General features: G+C 71.2%; 23 protein-coding genes and 1 tRNA gene. 16 read left to right on the forward strand and 8 right to left on the reverse strand.

Going from position 1 to position 26,624, the window contains the following annotated elements:
* Positions 1-467 precede the first annotated feature (467 nt).
* Positions 468-2,258, forward strand: a complete 1,791-nt coding sequence (locus tag B0B15_RS09175; protein WP_076676426.1) for a DEAD/DEAH box helicase — start codon at positions 468-470, stop codon at positions 2,256-2,258.
* A gap of 202 nt (positions 2,259-2,460) precedes the next feature.
* A complete protein-coding gene (locus tag B0B15_RS09180) occupies positions 2,461-3,540 on the forward strand; it encodes a VIT1/CCC1 transporter family protein (RefSeq protein ID WP_076675423.1) in 1,080 nt (359 codons plus the stop codon).
* A gap of 138 nt (positions 3,541-3,678) precedes the next feature.
* Here the strand turns inward: B0B15_RS09180 and B0B15_RS09185 are convergent, their stop codons facing one another.
* Positions 3,679-4,725 carry an isopenicillin N synthase family dioxygenase gene (locus B0B15_RS09185; protein ID WP_076675425.1) on the reverse strand — a complete coding sequence of 349 codons (1,047 nt, stop codon included), beginning with the start codon at positions 4,723-4,725 and terminating at the stop codon, positions 3,679-3,681.
* Between the two features lie 239 nt (positions 4,726-4,964).
* Positions 4,965-5,050: transfer RNA gene (locus tag B0B15_RS09190), tRNA-Leu, on the reverse strand.
* A gap of 173 nt (positions 5,051-5,223) precedes the next feature.
* Here B0B15_RS09190 and B0B15_RS09195 point away from each other — a divergent pair.
* Both B0B15_RS09195 and B0B15_RS09200 read left to right on the forward strand, forming a co-directional pair.
* Positions 5,224-6,525: a M20/M25/M40 family metallo-hydrolase gene (locus tag B0B15_RS09195; protein WP_076675426.1), complete on the forward strand. Its 1,302-nt coding sequence runs from the start codon at positions 5,224-5,226 to the stop codon at positions 6,523-6,525.
* Positions 6,526-6,533: 8 nt separating this feature from the next.
* A complete protein-coding gene (locus tag B0B15_RS09200) occupies positions 6,534-7,382 on the forward strand; it encodes an undecaprenyl-diphosphate phosphatase (protein ID WP_076675428.1) in 849 nt (282 codons plus the stop codon).
* 281 nt (positions 7,383-7,663) lie between these two features.
* On the opposite strand, the gene B0B15_RS09205 is transcribed toward B0B15_RS09200, so the two are convergent.
* The gene (locus tag B0B15_RS09205) at positions 7,664-8,530 is read right to left on the reverse strand and encodes a PAC2 family protein (protein WP_076675429.1); all 867 of its coding nucleotides are present in this window, start codon (positions 8,528-8,530) and stop codon (positions 7,664-7,666) included.
* A gap of 192 nt (positions 8,531-8,722) precedes the next feature.
* Between B0B15_RS09205 and B0B15_RS09210 the strand changes: the two genes are divergently transcribed.
* The 9 genes from B0B15_RS09210 to lnt all read left to right on the forward strand — a co-directional run bounded on the left by B0B15_RS09210 (position 8,723) and on the right by lnt (position 18,832).
* On the forward strand, positions 8,723-9,421 hold the full coding sequence (locus B0B15_RS09210; protein WP_076675431.1) for an HAD family hydrolase: 699 nt from the start codon (positions 8,723-8,725) through the stop codon (positions 9,419-9,421).
* Entirely contained in the window at positions 9,418-10,449 is a 1,032-nt protein-coding gene (locus tag B0B15_RS09215) for a tRNA (adenine-N1)-methyltransferase (protein ID WP_076675433.1), read from the forward strand. The genes B0B15_RS09210 and B0B15_RS09215 overlap by 4 nt, the downstream gene beginning before the upstream one ends.
* A gap of 156 nt (positions 10,450-10,605) precedes the next feature.
* Complete coding sequence (locus B0B15_RS09220; RefSeq protein ID WP_076675435.1) at positions 10,606-11,553, forward strand: FKBP-type peptidyl-prolyl cis-trans isomerase; 948 nt, start codon at positions 10,606-10,608, stop codon at positions 11,551-11,553.
* 153 nt (positions 11,554-11,706) lie between these two features.
* A complete protein-coding gene (locus B0B15_RS09225) occupies positions 11,707-12,648 on the forward strand; it encodes a helix-turn-helix transcriptional regulator (RefSeq protein ID WP_083708999.1) in 942 nt (313 codons plus the stop codon).
* A complete protein-coding gene (locus B0B15_RS09230; protein WP_076675439.1) occupies positions 12,645-13,619 on the forward strand; it encodes a helix-turn-helix transcriptional regulator in 975 nt (324 codons plus the stop codon). Before B0B15_RS09225 ends, B0B15_RS09230 begins: the two co-directional genes overlap by 4 nt.
* Positions 13,620-13,701: 82 nt before the next feature.
* Positions 13,702-13,962, forward strand: coding sequence for a Sec-independent protein translocase subunit TatA (gene tatA / locus B0B15_RS09235; protein WP_076675440.1), 261 nt, complete (start codon positions 13,702-13,704; stop codon positions 13,960-13,962).
* 63 nt (positions 13,963-14,025) lie between these two features.
* Positions 14,026-14,787 (forward strand): twin-arginine translocase subunit TatC, encoded by a 762-nt coding sequence (gene tatC, locus B0B15_RS09240; protein WP_076676428.1) that lies wholly within the window; start codon positions 14,026-14,028, stop codon positions 14,785-14,787.
* Entirely contained in the window at positions 14,784-17,267 is a 2,484-nt protein-coding gene (locus B0B15_RS09245; RefSeq protein ID WP_076675442.1) for a DEAD/DEAH box helicase, read from the forward strand. Before tatC ends, B0B15_RS09245 begins: the two co-directional genes overlap by 4 nt.
* Positions 17,264-18,832 (forward strand): apolipoprotein N-acyltransferase, encoded by a 1,569-nt coding sequence (gene lnt, locus B0B15_RS09250; RefSeq protein ID WP_076675444.1) that lies wholly within the window; start codon positions 17,264-17,266, stop codon positions 18,830-18,832. Before B0B15_RS09245 ends, lnt begins: the two co-directional genes overlap by 4 nt.
* A 26-nt stretch (positions 18,833-18,858) precedes the next feature.
* On the opposite strand, the gene B0B15_RS09255 is transcribed toward lnt, so the two are convergent.
* Together B0B15_RS09255 and B0B15_RS09260 are read right to left on the reverse strand one after the other, a co-directional pair.
* Positions 18,859-19,230, reverse strand: a complete 372-nt coding sequence (locus tag B0B15_RS09255; protein ID WP_076675446.1) for an RNA polymerase-binding protein RbpA — start codon at positions 19,228-19,230, stop codon at positions 18,859-18,861.
* 93 nt (positions 19,231-19,323) lie between these two features.
* Entirely contained in the window at positions 19,324-20,136 is an 813-nt protein-coding gene (locus B0B15_RS09260; protein WP_076676430.1) for a glycerophosphodiester phosphodiesterase family protein, read from the reverse strand.
* Positions 20,137-20,299: 163 nt separating this feature from the next.
* Between B0B15_RS09260 and B0B15_RS09265 the strand changes: the two genes are divergently transcribed.
* Positions 20,300-21,064: an SDR family oxidoreductase gene (locus tag B0B15_RS09265; RefSeq protein WP_076675448.1), complete on the forward strand. Its 765-nt coding sequence runs from the start codon at positions 20,300-20,302 to the stop codon at positions 21,062-21,064.
* A gap of 2 nt (positions 21,065-21,066) precedes the next feature.
* On the forward strand, positions 21,067-23,037 hold the full coding sequence (locus B0B15_RS09270) for a S9 family peptidase (protein WP_076675450.1): 1,971 nt from the start codon (positions 21,067-21,069) through the stop codon (positions 23,035-23,037).
* 56 nt (positions 23,038-23,093) lie between these two features.
* Here B0B15_RS09270 and B0B15_RS09275 read toward each other — a convergent pair whose 3' ends face one another.
* Together B0B15_RS09275 and B0B15_RS09280 are read right to left on the reverse strand one after the other, a co-directional pair.
* Entirely contained in the window at positions 23,094-23,645 is a 552-nt protein-coding gene (locus B0B15_RS09275) for an HdeD family acid-resistance protein (protein ID WP_076675452.1), read from the reverse strand.
* Between the two features lie 85 nt (positions 23,646-23,730).
* Positions 23,731-24,660 carry an AEC family transporter gene (locus tag B0B15_RS09280; protein ID WP_076675454.1) on the reverse strand — a complete coding sequence of 310 codons (930 nt, stop codon included), beginning with the start codon at positions 24,658-24,660 and terminating at the stop codon, positions 23,731-23,733.
* 228 nt (positions 24,661-24,888) lie between these two features.
* Between B0B15_RS09280 and B0B15_RS09285 the strand changes: the two genes are divergently transcribed.
* Positions 24,889-25,713: a dienelactone hydrolase family protein gene (locus tag B0B15_RS09285; RefSeq protein WP_256714471.1), complete on the forward strand. Its 825-nt coding sequence runs from the start codon at positions 24,889-24,891 to the stop codon at positions 25,711-25,713.
* Positions 25,714-25,963: 250 nt separating this feature from the next.
* On the opposite strand, the gene B0B15_RS09290 is transcribed toward B0B15_RS09285, so the two are convergent.
* On the reverse strand, positions 25,964-26,611 hold the full coding sequence (locus tag B0B15_RS09290) for an FMN-dependent NADH-azoreductase (RefSeq protein ID WP_076675457.1): 648 nt from the start codon (positions 26,609-26,611) through the stop codon (positions 25,964-25,966).
* Between the last annotated feature and the right edge of the window lie 13 nt (positions 26,612-26,624).

Consider the following 26,624-nt stretch of genomic DNA (forward strand, 5'->3'; position numbering starts at 1 on the left):
CGCGGGGGATCCGTCCCGAGCCCGGGCATGTCGCAGCTCGAGGTCGCCTATCGTGGATGTTCGCGCTCGCGAGGGAAGGAGGTTCGATGCTGGAAGAAGAAGCCCGCACCCCGAACCTCTCTCACGCGGATGCCACGACCCCACCCCCACGCATCGCGAGTCCTGGCCCTGTCGCGAGTCCTGGACCTGTCGCGAGTCCTGGTCCGGTCGCGAGTCCTGGCCCTGTCGCGAGTCCCGGTCCGGCCGCGAGCCCCGGGCCCGCGGCGTACACCGGCGCCGCGACCCCCGACGCGCCCCGCGACGCCGCGCGCGTGGCGTCCGCCCCCTCGGCATCCACCCCGGTCGATCCCTCCCACGCCACCGCCCCGGTCGCCGACGCACCCGCTCCGGGTGCGACGCCCGACCCGGCGTTCGACGGGCCGGTCGACGGTGCGGAACCGCACTTCGGCTCCTTCGCCGCCGAGCACCTGTCACCCTCGTTCCCGCAGCGCGCCCCGTGGGGAACCGCGCAGCGCCTTCGCGCATGGCAGGCCGAGGCGCTGGATCAGTACTTCGGCTCCGACGGGCCCGACGGCGTGGGAAAGGGGCCCCGCGACTTCCTCGCCGCGGCCACCCCCGGCGCCGGTAAGACGACGTTCGCCCTCCGCCTCGCGTCCGAGCTCATGCGCCGCCGCGTGGTCGACCGCATCGTCGTCGTGGCCCCCACCGAGCACCTCAAGACCCAGTGGGCCGAGGCGGCCGCGCGGGTCGGCATCCGTCTCGATCCCTTCTTCTCGAACCGCCACGCCACGCCCTCCCGGCAGTACCACGGCGTCGCGGTCACCTACGCGCAGGTCGCGGTGAAGGCCGAGGTGCACCAGCGCCTGACGATGGATGCCCGGACGCTGGTCATCCTCGACGAGGTGCATCACGGCGGCGACGCGCTCAGCTGGGGCGACGCCCTGCGCGAGGCGTACAACCGTGCGACCCGGCGTCTGCTGCTGTCGGGAACGCCGTTCCGCAGCGACACCGCCCCGATCCCGTTCGTCGAGTACCACCCCAACTCCAAGGGCATCCGTCTGTCCCGCACCGACTACGCCTACGGCTACCGCCGCGCCCTCGACGACGGCGTCGTGCGTCCGGTCTTCTTCCTCGTCTACGCCGGGCAGATGCGCTGGCGCACCAAGGCGGGCGAGGAGATGGAGGCCCAGCTCGGCCAGGACAACACCAAGGACATCACCTCTCAGGCCTGGCGCACCGCCCTCGACCCCAACGGCGACTGGATCCCCGCGGTCCTGCGCTCCGCCGACCGTCGGCTCACCGAGGTGCGCGAGACGGTCCCGGATGCCGGCGGCCTGGTCATCGCGACCGACCAGACCGCTGCGCGCGCCTACGCCGCCATCCTCGAAGACATCAGCGGCGAGAAGGTCACCGTCGTGCTCTCCGACGAGGCCGAGGCCTCGGGCCGCATCGAGACGTTCTCGAAGGGCACGAGCCGCTGGATGGTCGCCGTGCGCATGGTGTCGGAGGGCGTCGACGTGCCGCGACTCGCGGTCGGCGTCTACGCCACGAGCGCCTCGACGCCGCTGTTCTTCGCGCAGGCCATCGGCCGCTTCGTCCGGGCCCGCCGACGCGGTGAGACCGCGAGCGTCTTCCTTCCCAACGTCCCGCAGCTGCTCGCCCTCGCCGGCGAGATGGAGGCGCAGCGCGACCACGCCCTCGACCGCGACAGCGACGCGGAAGACCAGTGGAACGCCGAAGAAGACATGATGGATGCCGCCGAGCGCGAGGACAAGGCGTCCGACGCGCTCGAGCAGGAGTTCGAATATCAGGCGCTGGGCTCGCTCGCGCATTTCGACCGCGTGCTCTTCGACGGGCAGGAGTTCGGCCAGCTCGCGGTTCCGGGAACCATCGAGGAGGAGGAGTTCCTCGGCATCCCGGGGCTCCTCGAACCCGAGCAGGTGCACGAGGTGCTCATGTCGCGTGCCACGCGGCAGTCGCGCCATCGCTCCACCCGCGAGGCGAGCGAGAAGGAGAGCGGCGTCGAGCCGCCGTCGGTCGACGAGGGCGGGCTCCCCGGCCCCCTGCACCGCACGCTCAAGGAGCAGCGCCAGCTGCTGAACACGATGGTGGGGCTCTACGCCCGCCAGACCGGCGAGCCGCACGGTCTCGTGCACGCCGAACTCCGCCGGTTGTGCGGCGGTCCCGCCGTCTCGCACGCGACCGTCGCGCAGCTGCAGGCGCGCATCGACGTGCTGCGCCGCCGCGTGCATTCCTGACCCGGCGCGCCGGGACCGGTCCGGCACCGCCTGCGCCGCGCCCCCGCGCTCCGCGGTTTCGAGGCTCCGAAATGCTGGCACCGGGCCTGCGGCATCCGCGTCTTTCCGGGCTTCGGAGGGCCGAAATGCTGTCAGTATCGACCGACGCGCCCGGGGGAGCGGATGCCGCTCATTACGGTGGGGACGACCCGAAGGAGCCCCCGTGACGACCTCCGCCACACCCACCGCCCGCGACCGCCGTCGCTGGGCGCGCTATCTCGTCGACGAACGCGCGGAAGCCCGCGTCTACCGCGAGCTGGCGTCCCGTCGCACCGGCGAGGAGCGCGACATCCTGCTCGAGCTCGCCGAGGCCGAGGGGCGGCACGAGCAGCACTGGATCGACCTCCTGGGCGAGACGCCGACGCGCCTGCCGGCGCCCGGGATCGGCACGCGCCTGCTGGCGTGGATGGCCCGCCGCTTCGGCTCGATCTTCGTGCTCGCCCTCGCGCAGAACGCCGAGGCGCGATCGCCGTACGCCGACGAGCCCTACGCCACGGCCGCGATGGCCGCCGACGAGCGCGTGCACCACGAGGTCGTCCGCGGCCTCGCCGCGCGTGGCCGCCGACGCCTCTCCGGGACTTTCCGCGCCGCCGTGTTCGGCGCCAACGATGGCCTCGTCTCCAACCTCGCGCTCGTGATGGGCGTCGGGGCGACGGGCGTGGCACCCAGTTTCGTGCTGTTCAGCGGCATCGCGGGCCTGCTCGCGGGCGCCCTCTCGATGGGCGCGGGCGAATTCGTCTCCGTCCGCTCGCAGCGCGAGCTGCTCGAGGCCACGGAGGAGAGCGACTTCGCCGACTCCGCCCTGCCTCACCTCGACCTGGATGCCAACGAGCTCGCCCTCGTGTACCGCACGCGCGGCATGGACTCCGACGCCGCCCTCGACAAGGCCCGCGAGGTCGTCACCGCCGCCCAGGCCGGCAGCGCGCCCGTCGCCGCGGCCCCGGGGGAGTCGTCGCACGACGTCGTCGGCAGCGCCTGGGGCGCGGCGCTGTCGAGCTTCCTGTTCTTCGCCTCGGGGGCCATCATCCCGGTGCTGCCGTGGATCCTCGGCATGAGCGGCTTCGGCGCCGTCGCTCTCGCCCTGGGCCTCGTCGGCATCGCCCTGATGGCCACCGGCGCGATGGTCGGTTTGCTCTCGGGCGCTTCGCCGCTCAAGCGCGGTCTGCGCCAGCTCGCGATCGGTTTCGGCGCCGCCGCGGTGACGTACGTGCTGGGTCTGCTGTTCGGGGTGTCAGCGGCCTGATCCGCGCCGTCCGGCGTGCGACCTGGAGGTCGCCGCGCACGCCCGGCGCCGCGGCATCCGGTGATGAACGCTCGCTGCACCGAGGCACGCTCTCCGCGAGCGGTTCTGGGTGCAGCGGGCGTTTCCCGGCGCCGGGGTTCAGCCCCGCCCGGCCGCCGCGACCCGCGCGGCCTCGCGCACCGCGCCGACGTTCTTGCGCCCGGCGCGGGAGCCGGCGAGCTTGGCCATGATGTGCTCCCGCACGGTGACCGGCTCGTACAGCGCGGGGGCGTCGTCCGTGACGAATCCCGGAAGCGGGGCGATTACGGCATCCGCATTGCCGTCGTGGAAGAACGCCGCCGACCGGCGTCGCTCGATGGTGCCGTCGATCACCGGGGGCTTCACCCGGTGCAGCGTCGACAGCCACTTGTCGTTGGTCAGGCGGGCGGCCACGTCCCCCAGGTTCACCAGCAGCGCGCCCTCGGCGGGGGAGACGTCGTTCCACGACCCGTCGAGCCCGAGCACCTGCAGTCCCGCGACCCGGTCCGCCCACAGCACCGTCACGAGGCCGAAGTCGGTGTGCTCGCCCATGCCCGTCAGCTCGGCGCCCAGTTCGATCGAGCCCGGCGGCAGGGCGTAGTTGTTCATGCGCAGCACGTCGATCGAATGATCGGTGACGTCGCCGAAGAAGTTTTCCGGCACCCGCAGGGCCACGGCGAAGATGCGGGTGAGGGTCTGCGCCACCCGGCGCGCCTCGTCGTAGTAGGTCGTGACGGCGGGTTCGAAGACGGCGGTGTCGTCGGGCCAGGTGTTCTCGGCATAGTCGTCGGCAGTCGCCGTGCTGCCCGGGTACTCGCGCCACGACGTTCCGACGTTGAACGCCTCGAAGAAGTCGTTCATGCGGGTGACCGGGTCCACTCCCAGGCTGTAGCTGAGCGACTCGCTCTTGGGCGGGCTGTACCCGCGGTTCTCGCCACCCGGGCGCACGTACTTCTTCTTCGCTTCCAGCGGCAACGCGAAGAACTCGTCCAGTCCGCGCCCGAGATCGTCGATGACCCCGTTCGGGATGCCGTGCCCCACGATCTGCATGAAGCCCACCGTGCGACACGCGTGGTCGATCGCCGCCACGACCGCCGCGCGGGCGTCGGGAGAGCCGGGACCCACCCACGCCGAGATGTCGATGGTGGGGACGTGGAAGCGAGCCATGCGTGATCCGATCTGCCGGGGGACGCCTCGACGCTAAGCGCGCCATGTCACACCGGTGTTTCTATGGCGTCACGGTTCGCGCGACGGGGCGAGGCCGGCGCGGCGCGGCGCAGTCCCGCCGCTGCGCGGCGCGCAGAGCCTGCGGCGGCGTGGCCCCAACCCCGCACGGGTTCACAGCCCTCCCCCTCCCGCAGACGACGAAGAAGGCCCCGGACGAATCCGGGGCCTTCTTCGTTCTGTGCGCGAGGGGGGACTTGAACCCCCACGCCCGTTAAAGGGCACTAGCACCTCAAGCTAGCGCGTCTACCTATTCCGCCACCCGCGCATCTGGGTGTTTTGTCACTTTCGCAACGAGGAACGACATTACCACGCCCGGCGCCCCGCCTCGAACCGACGGTGACGCCCGGGCGCGTCCGAACCCGGGGCCCCCGTGGTCGGCGACCGTCGCGCGGCGACATGCGTCGGGGGAGCGCCCCGGCCGCCGGTACCGTAGTGCGCATGCCCGAGCTCGAAACCGACGTCCCCGAGGTCGCCCGCATCGCATCCGACCTCATTCGCTTCGACACCTCGAACTACGGCGGTGGCCGCGCGAACGGCGAGCGCGAGGCGGCCGAATACGTCGGGGCCTACCTCGAAGACCTCGGGCTCGAGACGGCGTACTACGAACCCGTCGAGCGTCGCACGAACGTCTGCGCCCGCGTCCCCGGCCGCGACCGCGACAAGCCGGCGCTGATCCTGCACGGGCACCTCGACGTCGTGCCCGCCGTCGCCGAAGACTGGAGCGTCGACCCTTTCGCGGGCGAGATCCGCGACGGCATCCTGTGGGGCCGCGGAGCGGTCGACATGAAGGACATGGATGCCATGATCCTCACCTCCGTCGCCGACCTGCTGCGCGCGGGGGAGCAGCCCGAGCGCGACGTGATCGTGACGTTCTTCGCCGACGAGGAGAACGGCGGCGTCGAGGGCTCCGCGCGCGTCGTGAAGGACCGCCCCGAGTGGTTCGCCGGCGCCACCGAGGCGATCAGCGAGGTGGGCGGCTACTCGATCGCCGTCGGCGACCGCCGCGCCTACCTGCTGCAGGTGGGCGAGAAGGCCCTGATCTGGATCAAGCTCGTCGCGCGCGGGCGCGCCGGACACGGCAGCGGCCTGCACGCCGACAACGCCGTGACGCGGCTCGCGGAGGCCGTGGCGGCGCTCGGCCGCACGGAGTGGCCCATCCGCCTGACCGACACCACGACGGCGCTCCTGGCGGGCTTGGCCGACATCACGGGTGACGAAGCGGGCGATCCCGACACCCTCGCGATGCGCACGGGCGCGGCATCCAGCTTCATCCGTTCGACCCTGCGGACGACGACGAACCCCACGGGGCTGACCGCCGGCTACAAGCACAACGTCATCCCCGACCGCGCGGAGGCGCTCATCGACGTGCGCGTGCTGCCCGGCACGGAGCAGGCGGCCCTTGCCGACATCCGCCGCATCGTCGGCGACGGCGTCGACATCGAGATCGTGCACCAGGACATCGGTCTCGAAGTGCCCTTCTCGGGCGACCTCGTCGATGCCATGGTCGCGCAGTTGAGCCGACACGACCCCGGCGTGCCCGTCGTGCCGTACCTGATGGGCGGCGGCACCGACAACAAGGCGCTGTCGGCCCTCGGAATCTCCGGCTACGGCTTCGCACCGCTGCGACTGCCCGCCGGTCTCGACTTCACCGGGATGTTCCACGGTGTCGACGAGCGCGTCCCCGTCGACGCGCTCGAGTTCGGTCGACGTGTTCTCGCCGACCTCCTCCGGACGTACTGAAGGACCGCATGCATATCTTCGAGGTCATCATCCTCGGGCTCGTCCAGGGCCTCACCGAGTTCCTCCCCATCTCCTCGAGCGCGCACCTGCGCATCGTGGGCGAGTTCCTCCCGTCGCAGACCGACCCGGGCGCGACGTTCACCGCGATCACGCAGATCGGCACGGAGCTCGCCGTCCTGATCTACTTCCGCAAGAAGATCGGGCGCGTCATCTCGCGCTGGTTCCTCTCGCTCGGCGGCAAGGTGCCGCGCAACGACCCCGACGCCCGCATGGGCTGGCTCGTCATCCTCGGTACGATCCCCATCGCGCTGCTCGGCGTGCTGCTGCAGAGTCTCATCCGCGACAACTTCCGGAGCCTGTGGATCACCGCGATCGTGCTGATCGTCTTCGGCATCCTGCTGGGGCTCGCCGACCACTACGGCAAGCGCCGGCGCGACCTGGACGACCTCACCTACCCGCACGGGATCGCCTACGGTTTCGCGCAGGCTCTCGCCCTCGTGCCCGGCGTTTCGCGCTCCGGCGCGACGACCACCCTCGGCCGCGCGCTCGGCTACAAGCGCACCGCCGCCGCCGAGTACTCGTTCCTGCTGGCCGTGCCCGCGGTCTTCGCGAGCGGCCTGTTCGAGCTGTACAAGAGCTTCGACGAGGGCACCGGCCCCTACACCCTCGGCGAGACGGCCATCGCGACCGTGATCGCGTTCGTGGTCGGCTACCTCGTGATCGCCTTCCTCATGCAGTACCTCAAGCGCGGCAGCTTCCTGCCGTTCGTGATCTACCGCATCGCGCTCGGCCTGTTGATCATCGTGCTCCTGCTGACCGGCGTCATCCCCGCGGTGTCGACGGTCATCACCAGCTGATCCCGGATGCCGCGACGGCGCCGTCCCGTTCGGGGAGGCGCCGTCGTCGTGTCGGGGTGCGGGCGAAGGGTCCCGGTGGCTTCGACAGGCTCAGCCACCTCGGTCCGCGCGCACGCGCACTCCGTCCTGACGGAGAAGAGGTCTCGGAGCCTGTCGAAGGGACCAGGGGTGTCGTCGTGTGAGGGGGTTCCGGTGGCTTCGACAGGCTCAGCAGCCTCGGTCCGCGCGCACGCGCACCCCGTCCTGACGGAGTCGGTCGAACGGACCGGACGCGGTACCGCCTAACGACGCGGCGGGTCGTCGCGACCGGGCTTGGTGGGGCCGTCGCCCCCGCGGCGCAGGTAGCGCTCGAACTCCTGGGCGATGGCATCCCCCGACGCCTCGGGCGAGTCCCAGGTGTCGCGGGTCTGCTCGAGCTGGCGGATGTAGTCGCTCATCTCCTCGTCGTCGGCTGCGGCGGCGTCGATCGACGCCTCCCACTGGCGCGACTCGGTCTCGAGATCCCCGTGCGGAACGGAGATGCCGGTGATCGCCTCGAGCTTCTCGAGCAGGGCGAGGGTGGCCTTGGGGGACGGGGTGTGACCCGCGACGTAGTGCGGGACGCTCGCCCACAGGCTCGCGGTCGGGATGCCGACCTGCTCCGCCGCGTGGCCGATGGCGCTCAGGATGCCGACGGGCCCCTCGTACAGGCTCCGCTCGAGCCCGAGCGACTGGCGCACGCCGTCGTTGTCGCTGCCGGCGAACACCGAGATCGGGCGCGTGTGCGGCACGTCGGACATCATCGAGCCCAGCGCGACGAAGCCGGTGACGTCCTCGCGCAGGGCGACGTCGATGAACTCCGCCGCGAAGGCCTGCCAGGCGCGCGCGGGTTCCACGCCCACGAGGAGCCAGATCTCCGCGTCGCCGGAGCGCTCTGTCGGGCGCAGAAGCTTCGCCTCGGGCCACGTGAGGGTGCGGCGACCCTCGGCATCCAGACCGATCTGGGGGCGCGTGTACTGGTAGTCGAAGTACAGCTCGGGATCGACCGTGTGCACGACCTCGTACTCCGCGTCGGCGCGCAGGAGCGCCGCCGCGGCGGACGCGGCTTCTCCGGCGTCGTTCCAGCCGTCGAAAGCGGCGACGATGATCCGGCGACCCAGTGCGTCCACGCAACCTCCTCTGCCCCGTCGGGGCTTCGTTCCAGGATAGGCGCACCGGTGCGGGGGCGGTCGGACCCGGCTCCCTTCGCGGGCGCGGAGGAGCGGGGGCCGTCGCACTCGGCTCTCCTCGTGGGCGCGGAGGAGACGCCCCGTCCCCGGGCAGGCGCGGGGGAGGAGCCCGCCCCTCCATAAGATGGAACGATGACTTCTTCCGCCCTCGCTGCGGTCCTCTGGGACATGGACGGCACCCTGGTCGACACCGAGCCCTACTGGATGGCCGCCGAGGTGCCGCTCGTCGAGCGGTTCGGGGGCACCTGGTCGCACGAACAGGCCCTCGGGATGGTGGGTCTCGCCCTCGAGGACTCCGCGCGCCTGCTGCAGAACGCCGGCGTGCCCTGGGGCGTCGACGAGATCATCGCGCACCTGACCGACGAGGTGCTGCGCCAGCTCGCGAGCACGGGCGTGCCCTTCCGCCCGGGGGCCCGCGAGCTGCTCGCCGACCTCAAGGCGCACGGGATCAAGACCGGTCTCGTGACGATGTCGATGCGGCGCATGGCGCTCTCGATCGCCGATCTCATCGACCTCCCCGCCTTCGACGTCGTGGTCGCCGGCGACGACGTCGAGCGCCCCAAGCCGCATCCCGACCCGTACCTGCAGGCCGCGGAGGCACTCGGCGTCGACATCCGCGACACCGTCGCGATCGAGGACAGCCCGAACGGCCTGCGCTCCGCGATCGCCAGCGGGGCGGTCTCGCTGGGCGTGCCGCTGATGGTGCCGCTCGACGGCGTCGGAGCGCACACCCTCTGGCCGAGCCTCGAGGGTCGAACCGCCGCCGATCTCCGCGCCCTCCACGGTGCGCACGCCCCGACCCGCCTCCCTGAAACGCGAGTGAACCCATGAGCGAGACCCCCCATCTGAGCGGACCCTTCCGCATCGGCGATCGCGTGCAGCTGACGGGCCCCAAGGGTCGCATGCACACGATCACCCTGCGCGAGGCGGGCGAGCTGCACACCCACAACGGCGTGCTGAAGCACGCGCTCCTCGTCGGGCAGCCCGACGGCAGCGTCGTCACGAACAGCTCCGGACACGAGTACCTCGCCGTCCGCCCGCTGCTGCGGGACTTCGTCATGTCGATGCCGCGCGGAGCCGCGATCGTCTACCCCAAGGACGCCGCGCAGATCCTCGCCCAGGCCGACGTCTTCCCCGGCGCCACCGTCGTGGAGGCCGGCGTCGGCTCCGGTGCCCTGTCGCTGTGGCTGCTGCGCGCGATCGGTCCCGCCGGTCGACTGCTGTCGTTCGAGCGCCGCGAGGAGTTCGCCGACGTGGCCCGCGCCAACGTCGAGACCTTCCACGGCGAGCACCCCGCGACCTGGGAGGTCGTGGTCGGCGACCTCGTCGAGAGCCTCCCGGACGCTGTGGCTCCGGCATCCGTCGACCGCGTGGTGCTCGACATGCTCGCGCCGTGGGAGTGCATCGACGCCGTCGCCGACGCGCTCACCCCCGGCGGCGTGGTGCTCTGCTACATCGCCACCGCCACCCAGCTCAGCCGCGTGGCCGAGTACATCCGAGCGACCGGCCTGTTCACCGAACCGGATGCCAGCGAGACGATGGTCCGCGGCTGGCACGTCGAAGGTCTCGCCGTTCGCCCCGACCACCGCATGGTCGCCCACACCGGCTTCCTCATCACGGCCCGCCGCCTGGCACCGGGTGCGATCCCGCCCGAGGTCAAGCGCCGCGCGTCGAAGTCGAGCTACGGCGACGAGGACGTGGAGCTGTGGACGCCGGGCGCGGTGGGCGATCGCGAGATCACCGACAAGAACCTGCGCAAACGCGTGCGCGAGGCGCAGAAGTCCGCCGAGGGCGTGCGGCAGTCGGTCGCGGGTGCGACCGCACGCCCGGCGGACGAGGGGAGCGCGGCGGCCGAGTAGCGCGCCCATCCGGGGGACGACTCCCCCTCGAGGGCGATGGCGTCGGCGTCAGGCGCGTGAGAGCCCCGACCGCCACCGGGCCGAGCTCTTCACCGTCCGACTGACCCCGCGGGTGGGGCGGCGGGTGAGAGTCGCGAGAGCACCTAAACTGTTCCGGTGCGTAGACTCCCCGCTCTCGTGGCCGTGACCGCTCTGGCCGGATTCGGCCTCGTCGGGTGCTCGGCATCCGCCGCTTCGTCGTGCCCGACCCCCACCGACGACGCCATCGCGTCTGTCGTGGAGGCGACCGGCGACCTGGGCTCGGCGCCCACCGTCACGGTGCGCTCGCCCTTCGTTCCGCAGGAGGCCGGCACCGACACCCTCATCGCGGGCGACGGGCAGCGCATCACGAGCGACAAGCAACTGGCGCTCGTCGACGTCACCGTGCTCGACGCGGCCACGGGCGAGCAGCTCGTGGCCACGAAATACGACTCCGACCTCGCCACCGCGACGCCGCTCCCGCGCCTCACCCAGGCCGTGCCCTCGATCGCCCCGCTGCTGGACTGCGTCGCCGAGGGATCCCGCGTGGCCGTGGCCATTCCCGGTTCCGACCTCGGCGCCCAGGGCGCGCAGGCTCTCGGAGTCACCGAGGGCGACGGCGCGATCTTCGTCTTCGACGTGCGCAAGGTGTTCCTGCCCGCCGCCGACGGCGCCGACCAGTACAACGCGGACTCGGGCATGCCCTCGGTCGTCCGCGCGCCCGACGGTCAGCCCGGTATCGTCATCCCCGCCGGCGACGCCCCCACCGAGGTGCGTTCGCAGGTCATCAAGAAGGGCGACGGCGACGTGGTGACCGCCGACTCCTCGGTCGTCATCCACGTCCAGGGCGTCGCCTGGGGGGCGAAGACGACCTTCGCCTCCACGTGGAAGAACGGCGCCCCCGGCCAGGCCACGGTGTCGGCACTGCCCCCGGCGCTCGCGTCGGCCCTCGAGGGCCAGCCGGTCGGCTCGCAGGTGCTCGTCGTCGTTCCCGCGGATCAGACCCAGCAGGACCAGCAGGCGCTCGATGCCCCGGCGGACACCGCACTCGTCTACGTCGTCGACATCCTCGGCACGGTCGGCTGAACCCGCTCCCTCCGCGCCGTTTCCGGACCGGCTCACCGGCGCACGGGGGCCGGTCTCGGCGGTTCGGGGCCGGCCCCGGCCTAGGATGGGCGGGTGGCCGCCGCTTCTCGAAACGCTCCCGAGGAGCGTCTGGTGAACCTCGTCGTCGCGCTCATGGCGACCGAGCAGGGGCTGACGAAGGACACGATCCTCTCCACGGTGGCCGGCTACCGCGAGCAGCTCGAGGCCGGAGCCTCGAAGGACGCGCTCGAGAAGATGTTCGAGCGCGACAAGGAGAATCTGCGCGGCCTGGGGGTCCCGATCGAGACGATCGGCAATCGCACCGACCCCGACGACCTGCGCGAGGCGCGCTACCGGGTGCCCACGGCGGAATACGCCCTCCCCGAGGACATCTCGTTCAGCCCCGCCGAGGTCGCGCTGCTGAACATCGCCGGTGGCGTGTGGGGGAGCGAGTCGCTCTCGGTCGACGCGCGCAGCGGTCTGCGCAAGATCCGCGCCCTCGGCATCGTCGTCGATGAGCCGATCATCGGGTACGCCCCGCGCATCCGCGTTCGGGATGCGTCGTTCCCGACCCTGCAGCGGGCGATCGAGCAGAACCGCGTCGTGACCTTCACCTATCTGCGCCCGGGTGAGGCCCAGCCGCGCGAGCGGCGCATCCGCCCCCTCGCCCTCGTGGAGTACGAGGCGCGCTGGCACGTCTACGGGTTCGACCTCAACATGGACGCCGACCGCACGTTCCTGCTGTCGCGGATCATCGGTGACGTGACCGTGCGCCGCGAGAGATTCGCCCCCGAGTTGCTCGTGGGTGCGGGCGAGCGCGCGGTGGCGGGACTCCGCGCCGTCGCCGACCGCCAGCGCGCCCTGCTCGAGGTGCACCCCGGGACCGAGGCGTCGCTGCGTCTCGCTCGTCGCGCCCAGGAAGCGCCGCAGGACATTCCGCAGGGGATCGTCGTGCCCTACGTCGACCTGCACGTCTTCGCCGACGAACTGGCCTCGTACGGTCCCGAGGTGCGCGTGGTCGAGCCCGCCGATCTGCGGGCCGAGGTCATCCGCCGGCTCGAGGCGACCGTCGTGCTGCACGGGGGTGCCGCGTGAATCCCGAGCGTCCCGTCGCCGCCCTCGACCGGGCGGCCCTGCTGCTGCAACTCGTGCCCTATTTGCTCGGCAAGGGCGAGGTGTCCGTGGCCGAGGCCGCGGCAGACTTCGACGTGACCGTCGACGAGATGCGCGCGATGGTCGAGCGACTCACCGTGATCGGCCTGCCCGGCGAGAGCGGCTACTGGCAGTTGCCGCACGACCTGTTCGACATCGACTGGGACCTGCTCGACCGCGACGACGTCATCGCGATCACGAACACCGTGGGCCTCGAGCGATCGCCGCGACTGACGGCGCGCGAAGCGGCGGCTCTCCTCGCCGGGCTCCAGCTCGCGCGGAGCCTGCCGGGCTTCGGCGACAGCGACCTCGTCACCGCGTTGCTCGCCAAGCTCGCCCGAGGGGCGGCCACCGCCCCGCCGCCGGTGATCGTGGCGTCCGGCCCCGTCGACGGCGTGCGCGACGTGGTCGATCGCGCGCTGCGTGCACGCGTGGCCGTGACCTTCACCTACCGAGCGCCGGGGGCCGCGCCGACCACGCGCACCGTGGACCCGATCAAGGTGCACATCGCGAACGGTCAGTGGTATCTGCAGGGCTGGGACCATCTGCGGCAGGCCGTGCGCACCTTTCATCTCGACCGCGTGAGCGATCCGTCCCTCACCGACCTCGCGGCCGTCCACGGGGCCGATCCCGTGCCGGAGCTGTTCGCCCCCGGAGACGACGAGGTCGTCGCGCGTTTCCGCTTCCCGAAAGCGGTCGCGCCGCTCCTCGCCGACTACCTGGACCGCGCCGAGATCGAGGATGCCGACGAGGACACGGCCGTGGCATCCCTCCGCCTCGCCGATGAGCAGAGCCTGAAGCGGCTCGCCGCCCGTCGCGGGGGAGAGGTCGAACTGCTCGAGCCCCTCGGCGCCCGCCGAGCGGCCGCCGCATGGGCGGCCGCGGGTCTGGCGCAGTACACCGACGAAGGCTGACCGCCGGCACCCGGCGCGCCGGGCCCACGGTCAGGTGTGCGGGTTAGACTGAGGTTCCGCCCGAACGAGACGAGGAGTCCTCATGTTCCAGGGATTGACCGGATGGCACCTGCTAGTCGTTCTGGCTGTCATCCTGCTGCTGTTCGGTGCCGCCAAGCTCCCCGCGCTCGCGAAGAGCATGGGCCAGTCCGCTCGCGTGTTCAAGAGCGAGATGAAGGAGATGAAGCGCGACGATGAGGTCGCCGCGCAGTCCTCCGACGTGCCGCGCGCCACCGACCCGGCCACCGGCACTTCGACGACCGCAGCGCCCGACGCCCGCAGGTCGACCGACCCCACCGTCTGACCGGTGGCCACGGCAGGGCCGCCGCGGATCGACCTGCCCGAGGGGCCGCGGCGCGACAAGCGCATGTCCATCGGGGCGCATCTCGTCGAGTTGCGCAAACGCCTCATGATCGCGGCCGCGGCGCTCGTGGTCGGCATGGTGGTGGCCTTCATCATCACCGACCCGATCATTCACCTGATCACAGAACCCATCCGCGTGATCGCCGAGCGGCGCGGTGACGACTTCTCGGCGCTCAACTTCACCTCGGTGACCTCGGCGTTCGACTTGCGAATGCGCATCGCGTTCTCGATCGGCATCTTCCTGTCGGCGCCCATCTGGCTGTGGCAGCTGTGGGCGTTCATCATGCCCGGTCTCACGCGCAAGGAGATCCGCTACACCGTCGGGTTCGTGGCATCCGCCGTGCCGCTGTTCTTCGTGGGCTGCTGGGTGGGCCTGCTGATCGTGCCGCACGTGATCGAGCTCATGTGGGGCTTCACCCCCGAGGGCGGCGTCAACTTCTACAACGCGGTCGACTACTACGACTTCGTGTTCAAGCTGCTCATCGTCGTGGGCGTCTCGTTCGTGCTGCCGGTCTTCCTCGTGGCTCTGAACGTCGCCGGCGTCATGAGCGGCATGGCGATCCTCAAGGGGTGGCGCGTCGCGATCCTCATCGCGACCGTGTTCGCCGCTCTGGCCACCCCCGCGGCCGATGTCGTGAGCATGCTGATGCTCGCCGGCATCCTGGTCGTGCTCTTCTTCGCGGCCGCGGGCGTTTCGCTGCTGTTCGACCGTCGACGGGCGCGTTCCGCAGCGGCGACCGGGATGCCGTCGGGGCCCATCGCGTGAGTTCGCCCAGTCCCGCGGAGCGTTTCGCCCGCGCGAGCGCCCGTTCGTCGCACCCGCACACGGCCGACTTCGCCGAGATGCAGCGTTTTGAGCTCGACGACTTCCAGATCGCCGGATGCCACGCCCTGGAGGACGGGCGGAGCGTGCTGGTGGCCGCCCCCACGGGAGCCGGCAAGACCATCGTCGGCGAGTTCGCGATCCACCTCGCGATGCTCGAACCCGGCGACAAGGCGTTCTACACCACGCCCATCAAGGCGCTGTCGAATCAGAAGTTCCACGAGCTGCAAGAGGTCTACGGCGACGACGAGGTCGGTCTGCTCACCGGCGACACCAACATCAACGCTTCGGCGCGCATCGTCGTGATGACCACCGAGGTGCTGCGCAACATGCTGTACGCCGACTCGCCGGCGCTGCGGGGCCTGCGGTTCGTCGTGATGGACGAGGTGCACTACCTCGCCGATCGCTTCCGCGGCGCAGTGTGGGAAGAGGTCATCATCCACCTCCCGCCGTCGGTCAAGCTCGTGTCGCTGTCGGCGACCGTGTCGAACGCCGAGGAGTTCGGCGACTGGCTCGACACCGTCCGCGGTGACACCGAGGTGATCGTGTCGGAGACCCGGCCGGTGCCCCTCGAACAGCACGTGCTCGTGCGCGGAGACCTTCTGCCGCTGTTCGACGATCGTGCGGGGGTGGCCACGGCGCAGGTCAACCAGGAGCTTCTGCGCATCCGCGGCGGCAACGCCGGCGGGTACGAGAACAACCGACGCGCGCAGGAGTACCGATCGGCGCGGCACGCCGGAGGACCGCGCCACGCGCATCAGCGCCGGGGCGGGCACAAGCCCGTCCGCGCCCAGCAGGGTCCGCGCATCGAGCGCATCGACCGGCCGGAGGTCGTCGAGCTGCTGCAGCGCAATCACCTGCTGCCCGCGATCTTCTTCATCTTCAGTCGCGCCGGATGCGATGCGGCGGTGCAGCAGCTGCGTCGGGCCAACGTGCGCCTGACCTCGGCCGAGGAACGCGTCGAGATCCGCCAGATCGTCGACGAGCTCACCTTCACCCTGAAGGACGAAGACCTCGCCGTGCTGCACTTCTGGGAGTGGCGCGACAACCTCGAGCGCGGCATGGCGGCCCACCACGCGGGACTGCTGCCGGCGTTCAAAGAGGTCGTCGAGGAGCTGTTCCGCCGCAAGCTCGTCAAGGTCGTCTTCGCCACCGAGACGCTCGCGCTGGGTATCAACATGCCCGCCCGCACCGTGGTTCTGGAGAAGCTCGAGAAGTTCAACGGCGAGGCGCGCGTCGCCATCACCTCGGGGGAGTACACGCAGCTGACCGGCCGCGCCGGCCGCCGCGGCATCGACGTCGAGGGCCACGCGGTCGTGCAGTTCACCGAGGCCCTCGACCCGCAGTCGGTCGCGGCCCTGGCCTCACGCCGCACGTACCCGCTCAATTCGAGCTTCCGCCCGACCTACAACATGGCCGTGAACCTCATCGACCAGTTCGGTCGCGCCCGTGCGCGCGAGATCCTCGAGTCCTCGTTCGCGCAGTTCCAGGCCGATCGCTCGGTGGTGGGTCTGGCTCGTCAGGTGAAGGATGCCGAGGAGTCGCTCGGCGGCTACGAGACGGCGATGACGTGCGACCGCGGCGATTTCCGCGAGTACTCCACGATCCGCCGCGAGCTCAGCGACCTCGAGAAGATCAACCGTCGCGACGCCACCGCCCCCCGCCGTCTGCGCGACGAGCGGCAGCAGCAGATCCAGTCGCTGCGCAAGCGGATGCAGCGGCATCCCTGCCACTCGTGCCCCGACCGCGAGGCGCACGCGCGCTGGGCGGAGCGGTACTGGAAGCTCAAGCGCTCCACCGACAAGACGCGCCAGCAGATCGATCAGCGCACCGGCACCGTCGCGCGCGTCTTCGACCGCGTCGTCGAGGTGCTGGCCGCGCTGGAGTACGTGGCGATCGAGGATGACGGGGCGACCGTGCTCACGCGCGCGGGCCGCACGATGCGTCGCATCTACGGCGAACGCGATCTTCTCGTGGCCGAGTCGCTGCGCCAGCGCCTGTGGGAGGGCCTCGACGCCCCTTCGCTCGCGGCCTTGGCGTGCTGCCTCGTATACGAGCCGCGGCGCGACGAAGCCGGCCCGGGGGAGCGTGGCCTGCCCCGCGGCGCCTTCCGCGGAGCCCTGGACGCCACGCAGACGCTGTGGCAGGAGCTCGACGACCTCGAGCGCGACCACCGCCTGCCGGGCTCGGAGAGTCCCGCGTCGGGACTGGCGCCGGCGATGCACGCCTGGGCGCGAGGCCTGCCGCTGGACAGCGTGCTGACCCTGGCCGATATGGCTGCGGGCGACTTCGTGCGCTGGGCGAAGCAGACGATCGACCTGCTCGACCAGATTTCGCTCGTCGCCGAACCGCCGCTCGCCAAGACCGCCCGATCGGCATTGGATTCCGTGCGCCGGGGCATCGTGGCGTACACGTCGGCATGAGCGCGACGACCCCACCGGCGCGACCCCTGCTGCGCCTGGCCTTCGCCGCGCCGCTCTCGGTCGTGGCGGGACTCCTGCTGGTCACCGCCTACCCGGCGCTCGCCTGGTGGCCGATGGCCTTCCCGGCCGTCGCCCTCGCGCTGCTCACGCTCATCGGCCGCCGCTTCTGGTCGGCCGTGCTGGTGGGCTTGCTCTTCGGCATCGCCTTCTTCTCGGTCAACCTGCTCTTCACGGCGCGGTACCTCGGGCCGATCCCCTGGGCCGCGCTGTTCATGCTCGAGGCGTTGCTGACGGCGGTGTTCGCGGTGCCCCTCGCGCTGGCCTACCGATGGATGCCGCGCATCGCGCCGGGGGCGGTGGGTCGCACGCTCGTGCTCCCGGCGCTGGTCGCGGGGCTCTGGGTGCTCCGCGAGCAGATCGTCGGCTCGTGGCCCTACAGCGGCTTCCCGTGGGGACGCATCGGCGTCTCGCAGGTGAACGGACCCTTCGCCGAGGTCGCGTCGTGGGCGGGGATGTCGGGGCTGTCGTTCCTCATCGTGCTGCTGTGCGCGATGGTGATCGAGCTCGTCCGCCGTCGGCGCCTGCGGCGGGGTCTGGTGGCCGCTCCCGCCGCTGTGCTCCTGGTGGCACTGCTGGTGCTGCCGCAGTTCCCGACGACGGCGGCCGGGTCGCTCCGCGTCGGCGCGGTGCAGGGCAACGGCCCGGCCGGCTACTTCGACCAGCGTGCGCGCAACGCCGTGCTGAACGCGCAGCTGGCGGCATCCGCCCCGCTCTTCGGACAGCAGATGGACGTGCTGCTGTGGCCCGAGGGCGGCGTGGACTCGGATCCGACCGCGAACAGCGCGACCTCCGCGGTGCTCGAGGAGCTCTCGCGGCGCGTCGATGCGCCGCTGTTGATCTCCGCGGTGACCGAGCGCGGGCCGGAGCTGTTCAATTCCGCCCTGCTGTGGACGTCCGAGGGCCAGTCCGCGACGACGTACGACAAACGGCATCCGGTGCCGTTCGGAGAGTACGTGCCCGACCGGGCGTTCTGGGAACCCTTCGCCCCCGATCTGATCGGCCTGATCGGCCGCGAATACACGCCCGGCACGGCGACGCCGCTCATCGACCTGAACGGCGTGGGCGTGGGGCTGGCCATCTGCTTCGACGTCATCTACGACGACGTGGTGTGGGACGGCGCCGAGGCGGGAGCGCAGGTGTATATGTTCCAGACGAACAACGCCGACTTCCGGGGGACCGACGAGAATCTGCAGCAGCTCGCTTTCGCGCAGATGCGCGCGATCGAGACGGGGCGCGCGGTCGTCAACCTCTCGACCGTCGGCACGAGCCAGGTCATCGCGCCCGACGGGTCGACGCTCGACGCCCTGCCCATCGACACAGCCGGCCACATGCTCACCGACGTGCCCCTGCGGACGGGTCTCACGCCCGCCGTCGTGCTCGGGCCCGCCGTGAAGATCGTCCTCGGATGGGGGAGCCTCGCCGGGCTGCTCGCGGTCGGGTTGCTGGTCGCGGTGCGCGCCCGCCGCACGAAGAGGACGCCGACCCCCGAGGGGGCCGGCGTCTGAATCCTCAGGACGTCCTGTTCAGGGCGTCAGGCGCTCAGCTTCTCGTTGCCCGCGCCACGACGGGCGCGGACGAAGGCGAGGCGCTCTTCGAGCAATTCTTCCAGCTCGGGGAGCGTGCGACGCTCGAGCAGCATGTCCCAGTGGGTGCGGGCGGCCTTGTCGCCCGAGTGGTCGACGGTCGCAGTGCCGTCGCCGATGCGGAGCAGGGCTTCGGCGCCGCACGTGCGGCACTCCCAGGACTCCGGAACCTCGGCGTCGGCAGCGAAGGTCAGGACGGTGTCGCGTCCGCAGGTGCTGCAGTTGTAGGTGTGTTGTGCACGGTCGTGGAACACGACGCCGTCTTCGCTCTGGAGGCTCTGGGCGCCGAGTCGGATGCCGCGGAGACTGCGGTCTGCCATTTTGTGGTCCTCTCGTCGGTCACCATGTATAACGCTCGCACCTGTGCGCTTTATTCGAACGGCGGGCCTCACGGAGCCTTTCACAGAGGATGCTCAGACAGACGGAGTTCGCCGTTCGTTCACCATCGCGAGGGCCGCATCGGCGCGGTCGGTCACGAGGCCGTCGACACCGAGATCGAGCAGTCTTTCCATGTCGTCGTCGGCGTTCACGGTCCACACGTGCACCTCGACACCGAGGGCGTGTGCATCCCGCACGAGGCCGCGCGTGACGATGCGCACCGGCCCCTGTCTCTCGGGCACCTGCAGGGCGTCGAGCCCGTCGAGGAGGGCGCGGACGCGGCCCGCCCGCCGCAGGGCGCGGGCGGCGATCAGGCGTCCCACCGTCGCCGATCCCGGGGAGGTCGCGGGTCGTTGAGTCGCCCCGGCGCTGTGCGCGGCCGCGAGCGCCTCGAGGCGACGGTCGTCGGAGAAGCTCGTCACGAGCACGCGCTCGGCCTGCGGCGCGATCAGCCGGCCGACCCCCGCGGCGGCGGCCGCGGCCTTGACGTCCAGGTTGAACCGCAGGTCGGGGAAGGCCTCGAGGGCTTGCGCGAGGGTGATGAGACCCCCGCGTTCGGCCATGAGCTCCTCGAGCTCGTGCAGGCGCACATCGGCGATCCTGCGGGGGTCGTCGGCGACGCGCTGCAGGTCGTCGTCGTGGAAGAGCACGACCGTGCCGTCGGCGGTCACGTGGCAGTCCGACTCGACGTACTCCGCGCCGGCGGCGTGCGCCTCGGCGACCGCGGCGAAGGAGTTCTCGACGACGCCGTGAGAAGCCGCCTCCGCCGTGACGAGGCCGCGGTGCGCGAGAACGCGCGGGCCGTCGGGGGAGAGGTACGGATGCCGCGCGGCGGGGGATGCGTTCATGATCATCGCCTTTCGCCGCGAACGTAGCACGCACCGCCGGTGCGCGCGGGGGACTCGACAGCGGCACCAAGCGGCGCAAGGACCGGGGGTCGATAGTCTGGAGTCCTGCCGTGGCGCCCGTCGGCCGGCGGCATCCGATCCGCCCACCACCAGGAGTACTCCCGTGTCCCAGACCCTCCCGTCCGGCTCGCTGAGCGGCAAGACCGCCCTCGTCACCGGTTCGTCGCGCGGCATCGGTGCCGACACCGTCCGCTACTTCGCCGAGGCCGGCGCCAATGTCGTCATCAACTTCCGCAACAAGGCGCCCCGGGCCGAGAAGCTCGCCGCGCAGCTGCGCGAGCTGGGCGTCGAGGCCCTCGTGGTGGGCGCCGACCTCACCGATCCCGAGTCGGTCGCGGCGATGTTCGGCGAGGTCGAGCGCACCTTCGGCGGCCTCGACATCCTCGTGCTCAACGCCTCGGGCGGCATGGAGTCGGGCATGGCCGAGGACTACGCGCTGCTGCTCAACCGCGACGCGCAGGTGAACGTGCTCGAGACCGCGCTGCCGCTGCTGAAGGACGACGCGCGCGTGGTCTTCGTCACCAGCCACCAGGCGCACTTCATCCGCACGACCCCGACCATGCCCGAGTACGAGCCGGTCGCCCTCTCCAAGCGCGCGGGAGAAGACGCGCTGCGTGAGAAGATCCCCGCCCTCGAGGAGCGCGGGATCGGTTTCACGGTCGTCTCGGGCGACATGATCGAGGGCACGATCACCGCGACGCTGCTCGAGCGCGCGAACCCGGGCGCGATCGCCGCCCGCCGCGACGACGCCGGCAAGCTCTACAACGTCGCCGAGTTCGCCGCCGAGGTCGCGCGCGCGGCCGTCGACCCGGTGCCCGCCGACAACACCCGCCTCGTCGGGGACACGGGTTCGTTCGGAGGCGAGTGAGCATGCGGCCGACCGACATCGAGACCCTGATCGGGGTCGGTCGGCCCGCGATCTCCTCCGACGGCGCCTTCGCCGTCTTCGCGACGTCGCGCCCCGACCTGGCCGCGGACCGCGCGGTGGGACAGCTCTGGCGGGTCGACGTCGCCGCGGGATCACCGCGCCGGCTCACCCGAGGGGTGCACGACCGTTCGCCGCGGATCTCGCCCGATGACGCCGTCGTCGCCTTCCTCCGCGGCGACGCGAAGGGGCGTGCGCAGGTCTTCGTCGTGGGCGCCTCCGGCGGCGAGCCGGTCCAGGTCACCGACCAGCCCGGGGGAGTGAGCGACCTCGCCTTCTCGCCCGACGGCCGACGCCTCGCGTTCTCGGCGCGCGTGCCGGAGCCCGGGCGCTACGGCACCGTCGAGGGGCGGGATGCCGCCGCCGAACCGCCGCGCCGCATCACCGGCATCCGGTGGCACGCGAACGGCCTCGGCTACCTCGATCGTCCCGCTCAGCTCTTCGTCGTCGACGTCCCCGACGTCGACGCGGAGCCGTTCTACGAACCCGCCCCGGCCCTCGAGGAGCGCGAGACGCGCGTCGTGGCCCACTCCGCGACGCAGCTCACCCACGGCGACACGAGCTGGTCCGGCGTGGTCTGGACGCGCGACGGCGGCGAACTGCTCAGCGTGCCCGACGTGATCGAATCCACCCGCCGCGACCTGCGCGACCGCGTCGTGGCGATCGCCGTCGACGGGGGAGCGCAGCGCGAGGTGCTCAATCGCGCCGCGAACCTGTCGGTGTCGGCGGTCGATGTTGCGCCCGACGGCGCCGTCTTCCTCCTCGCGAACGACGTCGGCGACGCGGGCACCGACTTCGTCGCGCCGGGCGTCGCATTGTTCGCCCTCGACGGCGACGCCCCGCGCGCGCTGACCGACCCCGAGACGATCGACCTCGGCGAGGTGGGGAGCCACCTCTCGTTCGACGGCGACGACGTGCTCGTGCAGGACCGCACGCGCGGGCGCGTTCGTCTGGTGCGCGTGAGCCGGGCGGGACAGGTGACCGAGGTGCTCGGTGGCGACCTCGAGGTGAACGGCCACGCGGTCGCGGCGGGGCGGGTAGTGGCATCCGTCGCCTCTCCCGAGTCGTTCGGCGAATTGGTGTCGGTGCAGGGGCGGGAGATGCGGGCGCTGACGGCGTTCGGCGCCGCGGCGAGGGAGCGCGGCGTCGTGGTCCCCGTCGAGCGCGAAGTGATCGGTCGCGACGGCTCCCCCGTGCACGGCTGGGTCGCGGTGCCCGAGGGCGAGGGGCCGTTCCCGGTGATCCTGCAGATCCACGGCGGCCCCTACGCCGCCTACGGCGTGCACCTCTTCGACGAGACCCAGGTGCTCGTGGATGCCGGCTACGCCGTCCTGTACTGCAATCCGCGGGGGAGCGCCGGGTACGGCCGGGCCCACGGACGCTCGATCCGTCACCGCATGGGCACGCTCGACTTCTTCGACGTCATGGACTTCTTCGACGCCGTCGTGGCCGCCGACCCGCGGCTCGACGGGGAGCGCGCCGGCGTCATGGGCGGCTCGTACGGCGGGTACCTGACGGCGTGGATCATCGCGCACGACCACCGCTTCGCCGGGGCCGTCGTGGAGCGCGGCTTCCTCGATCCGGCATCCTTCCCCGGCTCGAGCGACATCGGCTCGTTCTTCGGGCAGGAGTACGTGGGAACCGACCCGGCGCTCGTCGCCGCGCAGAGCCCGATGGCGATGGTCGATCAGGTGCGCACGCCGACTCTCGTGCTGCACTCCGAGCTCGATTTCCGCTGCCCGCTCGAGCAGGCGACCCGGTACTACGCGGCGCTGAAGCGCGGAGGCGTGGACGCTGAGATGCTCGTCTTCCCCGGCGAAGACCACGAGCTCACCCGCGCCGGGCGCCCGCAGCACCGCGTCCAGCGTTTCGATGCGGTGCTCGAGTGGTGGGGCCGATACCTGCCCGTGCGGTGACGTGAAAGGCTCCGGATGCCACGACCCGGCATTCGGACCCTTCCTCCTCGTCGGTGTCAGACGGCCTTCCCGAACTGGATCGCGCGGACGATCTGGAACACGCCGAGGATGACGAGCGAGATGCCGATGAGCAGGAACAGCGTCACCGCCCCCAGCAGCGGCGAGAACAGCAGCACGATGCCGGCGAGGATGCTGACGATCGCGAAGAAGATGGTCCACGCGCGCGCCTTCGATCCGTGGCCGACGGTGGTGAGCGAGACGACGCCCTCGATGATCCACAGGATGCCGACGAGCGTGCCGATGAAGACGCCGAACCAGGCCGTGGTGGCCGACAGGTTCGCGAACGAGAAGATGCCGGCGACGATGAACAGCACGCCGAGCGCGATGTAGCCGATGCGCGTCCAGCCGGAGCGCCAGAACAGGCCGATGCCGATGTTCACGAGGCCCGCGATGATGACGTAGACCGAGATGATGGCGACCGCGACTTCGGCGGTGCGGCCGGGCCAGATGAGGATCAGTAGACCGATCACGAGCGAGAGCGCACCGCTCACCCCGAGGGCGGTGCGGACGGCTCCGACGGCGGGGCTGGTCGTGGACGAGGGCGACATGGCGAGCCTTTCTGAGTGAACGCTGGGAACAGTGCTCACCCTAGACCCGAGGGTGAAACTCCCGCGAACGCCTCGTCTCGGGCGGTCACGCGGGGGAGTGGTCGAGCAGGAGCGCGACCGCGAACAGCACGGGCAGGCACCCGATCGTCGAGATGAACACCACGTCGCGCGAGAGGATCTCACCCACGCCGTAGCGCTGCGCGAAGTTGAAGACGTTCTGCGCGGTGGGCAGAGCGGCGAGCACCACGACGATGAAGATCTGTTCGTCGGGCAGGCCGAACAGCGAGGCCACCAGCAACGCGACCGCCGGCATCGCGACGAGTTTGAGCGCCGAGGCGATCACGACGTCGAGGCGGCGTCCGGGCTCGGTGAGTACGCGCTGGCCGTACAACGACATGCCGTACGACATGAGGAGTACCGGAACGCAGGCGCCCGCGATCAGGTGGAGGGGGTCGAAGACGATCGGCGGCAGCTCGATCCCCAGCAGCGCGACGAGCACGCCGAGCGCCGACCCGATGAGCATCGGGTTCTTCGCCGTCTGCGTGAGGATGCGCCCGATGCCCCGCGAGCCCGAGGTCGCGGCATCCAGGATCCCCAGGGCGATCGGCATGAGCACGAGCAGTTGGAACAGGATGACCGGGGCCGAGTAGGCGGCGTTGCCGAGCATGTAGAGCGAGATCGGGATGCCGATGTTGTTGCTGTTCACCTGACCGGCGGACAGCGCGCCGATCACGGTCTCACCCACCGGTCGCCGCAGGAAGAGCGCCGAGATGAGCACCGAGATCGCGATGATGACGGCGGCGGTGATCATCGACACGGGCAGCAGGGCCGAGAACAGCGTCGCCACGTCGGCGGTGGCGAGCACCGTGAACAGCAGGAACGGCGACAGCACGAAGAACGTCAGGCGACTGAGCACGTGTCGCGCGTGGGGCCCCAGCAGGTCGATGCGCGCGATGACGTAGCCCACGACCACGGCCAGGCCGACGACGGCGAAACCGGTGAGGATGCCGCTCACGCGCGAGACCCCGGACGGGGTCGGGCGGAAGAGGAAGGCATCGCTTCGAGCGTAGTGGGAAGGCGACGCTCGTCAGGACGCGGTCGCACGCGACGACGGTTGCGTGAACGGGAGTCCACGACCGGGGGATCGGCCGCCGCCGGGAGGAGCCGGTCCTTTGCCCGACGCGTCCCGGGTCACGGCGCAAGACCCGGCGGCAGGCGGGGGAGCCGCATTACGGTCGGCCTCATGGGTCCCCTCCCCGGGACCCCTCACCCGCCTGGAGCGATCATGGACAGCTACGCCCCGAACCTCTCGGACCTCCTCGAGCGAGAACCGCTTCCGGCATCCGGGATCGCCTGCGACGACGTCGACTATGAGGCCGACGGCGTCGCGTACCGCGGATACCGGGCGCGGCCCGCGGGGGCGGGACGGCACCCGGGCGTGCTCGTGGTGCACGACTGGCTCGGTGTCACCGACTACGTGCGCATGCGCTGCGACATGCTCGCCCGCCTCGGCTATTCGGCGTTCGCCGCCGACGTGTTCGGCGCCGACGTGCGACCGACTCCGCAGGGGGCCGCGGCGGTCGCCGGGCGCTTCTACCAGGATCGCGCGCTCTGGCGGAAGCGTCTCGTCGAGGCGTTCGACCAACTCCGCACCGATGCGTCGGTGGATGCCACCCGCACGGCCGCGATCGGCTACTGCTTCGGTGGATCGTCGGTGCTCGAGCTCGCCCGCACGGGAGCCGACGTCGACGCGGTCGTGAGCTTCCACGGGGGGCTGCTGACCGGGTCCGAGGGCGAAGCGGAGAAGATCACCGCGAAGCTCCTCGTGCTGCACGGAGCTGCTGACCCGGTCGCGCCCGATGAGGACGTGCTCGCCTTCGAGAACGACCTCCGCACGGCGCCGTCGGTGGACTGGCAGGTGATCGCGTACGCGAACGCGATGCACGCCTTCACGCTTCCGGATGCCGATGCCCCCGAGCACGGCGCGCAGTTCCAGGCGACCGCCGAGCGGCGCAGTTGGACGGCGATGAAGACGTTCCTGGCGGAGGTGTTCGCGACCCGGGCGTGAACGCTGTTCGGACGGTGAGGGGGATCACGCTCGAGCGTCGACCCGACCCTCACGTGTGAACGCGATCTTCGCGGGCGCCGGGCCGCAACGAGCGGACACCAATGACGCGACTGGCGGAGGAGACCTCACGCTGACCGCGCTCTGCACGTGTTCATGAGCGCGGGGAGCGCTCATGCGTGCGGAGTCGGGCGTTCGCCCGTCATGGGTGCGCAGCGGCAACCCGTGACGGGCGAGCGGGGTCGTGCGGGCGTCAGGCGGCGCGGGACGCGGCGAGGGTGCGTCCCGCGGTCACGGCTGCCCGCTCGGCATCCGCCTTCAGTCCTGCCGCCGCGGCGGCGAAAGCGTCGAGTGCGGGGTTCACACCGACGAGGGTGAAGGGGCGGTGCACGACGGTGAGGTCGAGACCCCACACGTCTTCGAAGACGCGGCGGAGCCAGCCGGTCGAGTGGTCCCAGCCCTCTCGGGGGCTTCCGGGCTCGTAGTTGCCGCCGAGGACGGTGACGAGGGTGGCCGGCTTACCGCGGAGCGCGGTGCCCTGCGGATCGATGCGCGGGTCGGTGTAGGCGAGGTCGAACCACGTCTTCACATGCTGCGAGACGCCGTAGTTGTACAGCGGAACGGTGAGGAGCAGGGCATCGGCGTCGATCAGCTCATCGGCGAGGCGCGTGCGCAGCGCGATGGCCTCGCGCTGGCCGTCGGTGTGCTGATCGGCCGGGGTGAAGCCCGAGGTCACCGCGTCGCGCCAGGCGGTGGCGGGCATCGGCTCGGCGGCCACGTCGCGGCGGACGACCGTCGACGACGGGTGCGCAGCGAGCCATTCGGCCTCGACGAGGTCGCCGAGTTCGCGGCTGGCAGAGGTGGCGGGCAGGATGCTGGCATCGAGACGGAACAGGGTCATGCGCTTCTCCGAT

Source organism: Microbacterium sp. RU1D, from assembly GCF_900156435.1.
In the GTDB taxonomy this organism is placed as follows: domain Bacteria; phylum Actinomycetota; class Actinomycetes; order Actinomycetales; family Microbacteriaceae; genus Microbacterium.

Bases quoted from the DNA above. Each gene is read 5' to 3' on its own strand.
- B0B15_RS09185 (WP_076675425.1), bottom strand. From the start codon at position 4,725: ATGGCTCGCTTCCACGTCCCCACCATCGACATCTCGGCGTGGGTGGGT.
- B0B15_RS09195 (WP_076675426.1), top strand. From the start codon at position 5,224: ATGCCCGAGCTCGAAACCGACGTCCCCGAGGTCGCCCGCATCGCATCC.
- B0B15_RS09200 (WP_076675428.1), top strand. From the start codon at position 6,534: ATGCATATCTTCGAGGTCATCATCCTCGGGCTCGTCCAGGGCCTCACC.
- B0B15_RS09210 (WP_076675431.1), top strand. From the start codon at position 8,723: ATGACTTCTTCCGCCCTCGCTGCGGTCCTCTGGGACATGGACGGCACC.
- B0B15_RS09215 (WP_076675433.1), top strand. From the start codon at position 9,418: ATGAGCGAGACCCCCCATCTGAGCGGACCCTTCCGCATCGGCGATCGC.
- B0B15_RS09225 (WP_083708999.1), top strand. From the start codon at position 11,707: ATGGCGACCGAGCAGGGGCTGACGAAGGACACGATCCTCTCCACGGTG.
- tatA (WP_076675440.1), top strand. From the start codon at position 13,702: ATGTTCCAGGGATTGACCGGATGGCACCTGCTAGTCGTTCTGGCTGTC.
- tatC (WP_076676428.1), top strand. From the start codon at position 14,026: ATGTCCATCGGGGCGCATCTCGTCGAGTTGCGCAAACGCCTCATGATC.
- lnt (WP_076675444.1), top strand. From the start codon at position 17,264: ATGAGCGCGACGACCCCACCGGCGCGACCCCTGCTGCGCCTGGCCTTC.
- B0B15_RS09255 (WP_076675446.1), bottom strand. From the start codon at position 19,230: ATGGCAGACCGCAGTCTCCGCGGCATCCGACTCGGCGCCCAGAGCCTC.
- B0B15_RS09260 (WP_076676430.1), bottom strand. From the start codon at position 20,136: ATGAACGCATCCCCCGCCGCGCGGCATCCGTACCTCTCCCCCGACGGC.
- B0B15_RS09270 (WP_076675450.1), top strand. From the start codon at position 21,067: ATGCGGCCGACCGACATCGAGACCCTGATCGGGGTCGGTCGGCCCGCG.
- B0B15_RS09275 (WP_076675452.1), bottom strand. From the start codon at position 23,645: ATGTCGCCCTCGTCCACGACCAGCCCCGCCGTCGGAGCCGTCCGCACC.
- B0B15_RS09285 (WP_256714471.1), top strand. From the start codon at position 24,889: ATGGGTCCCCTCCCCGGGACCCCTCACCCGCCTGGAGCGATCATGGAC.
- B0B15_RS09290 (WP_076675457.1), bottom strand. From the start codon at position 26,611: ATGACCCTGTTCCGTCTCGATGCCAGCATCCTGCCCGCCACCTCTGCC.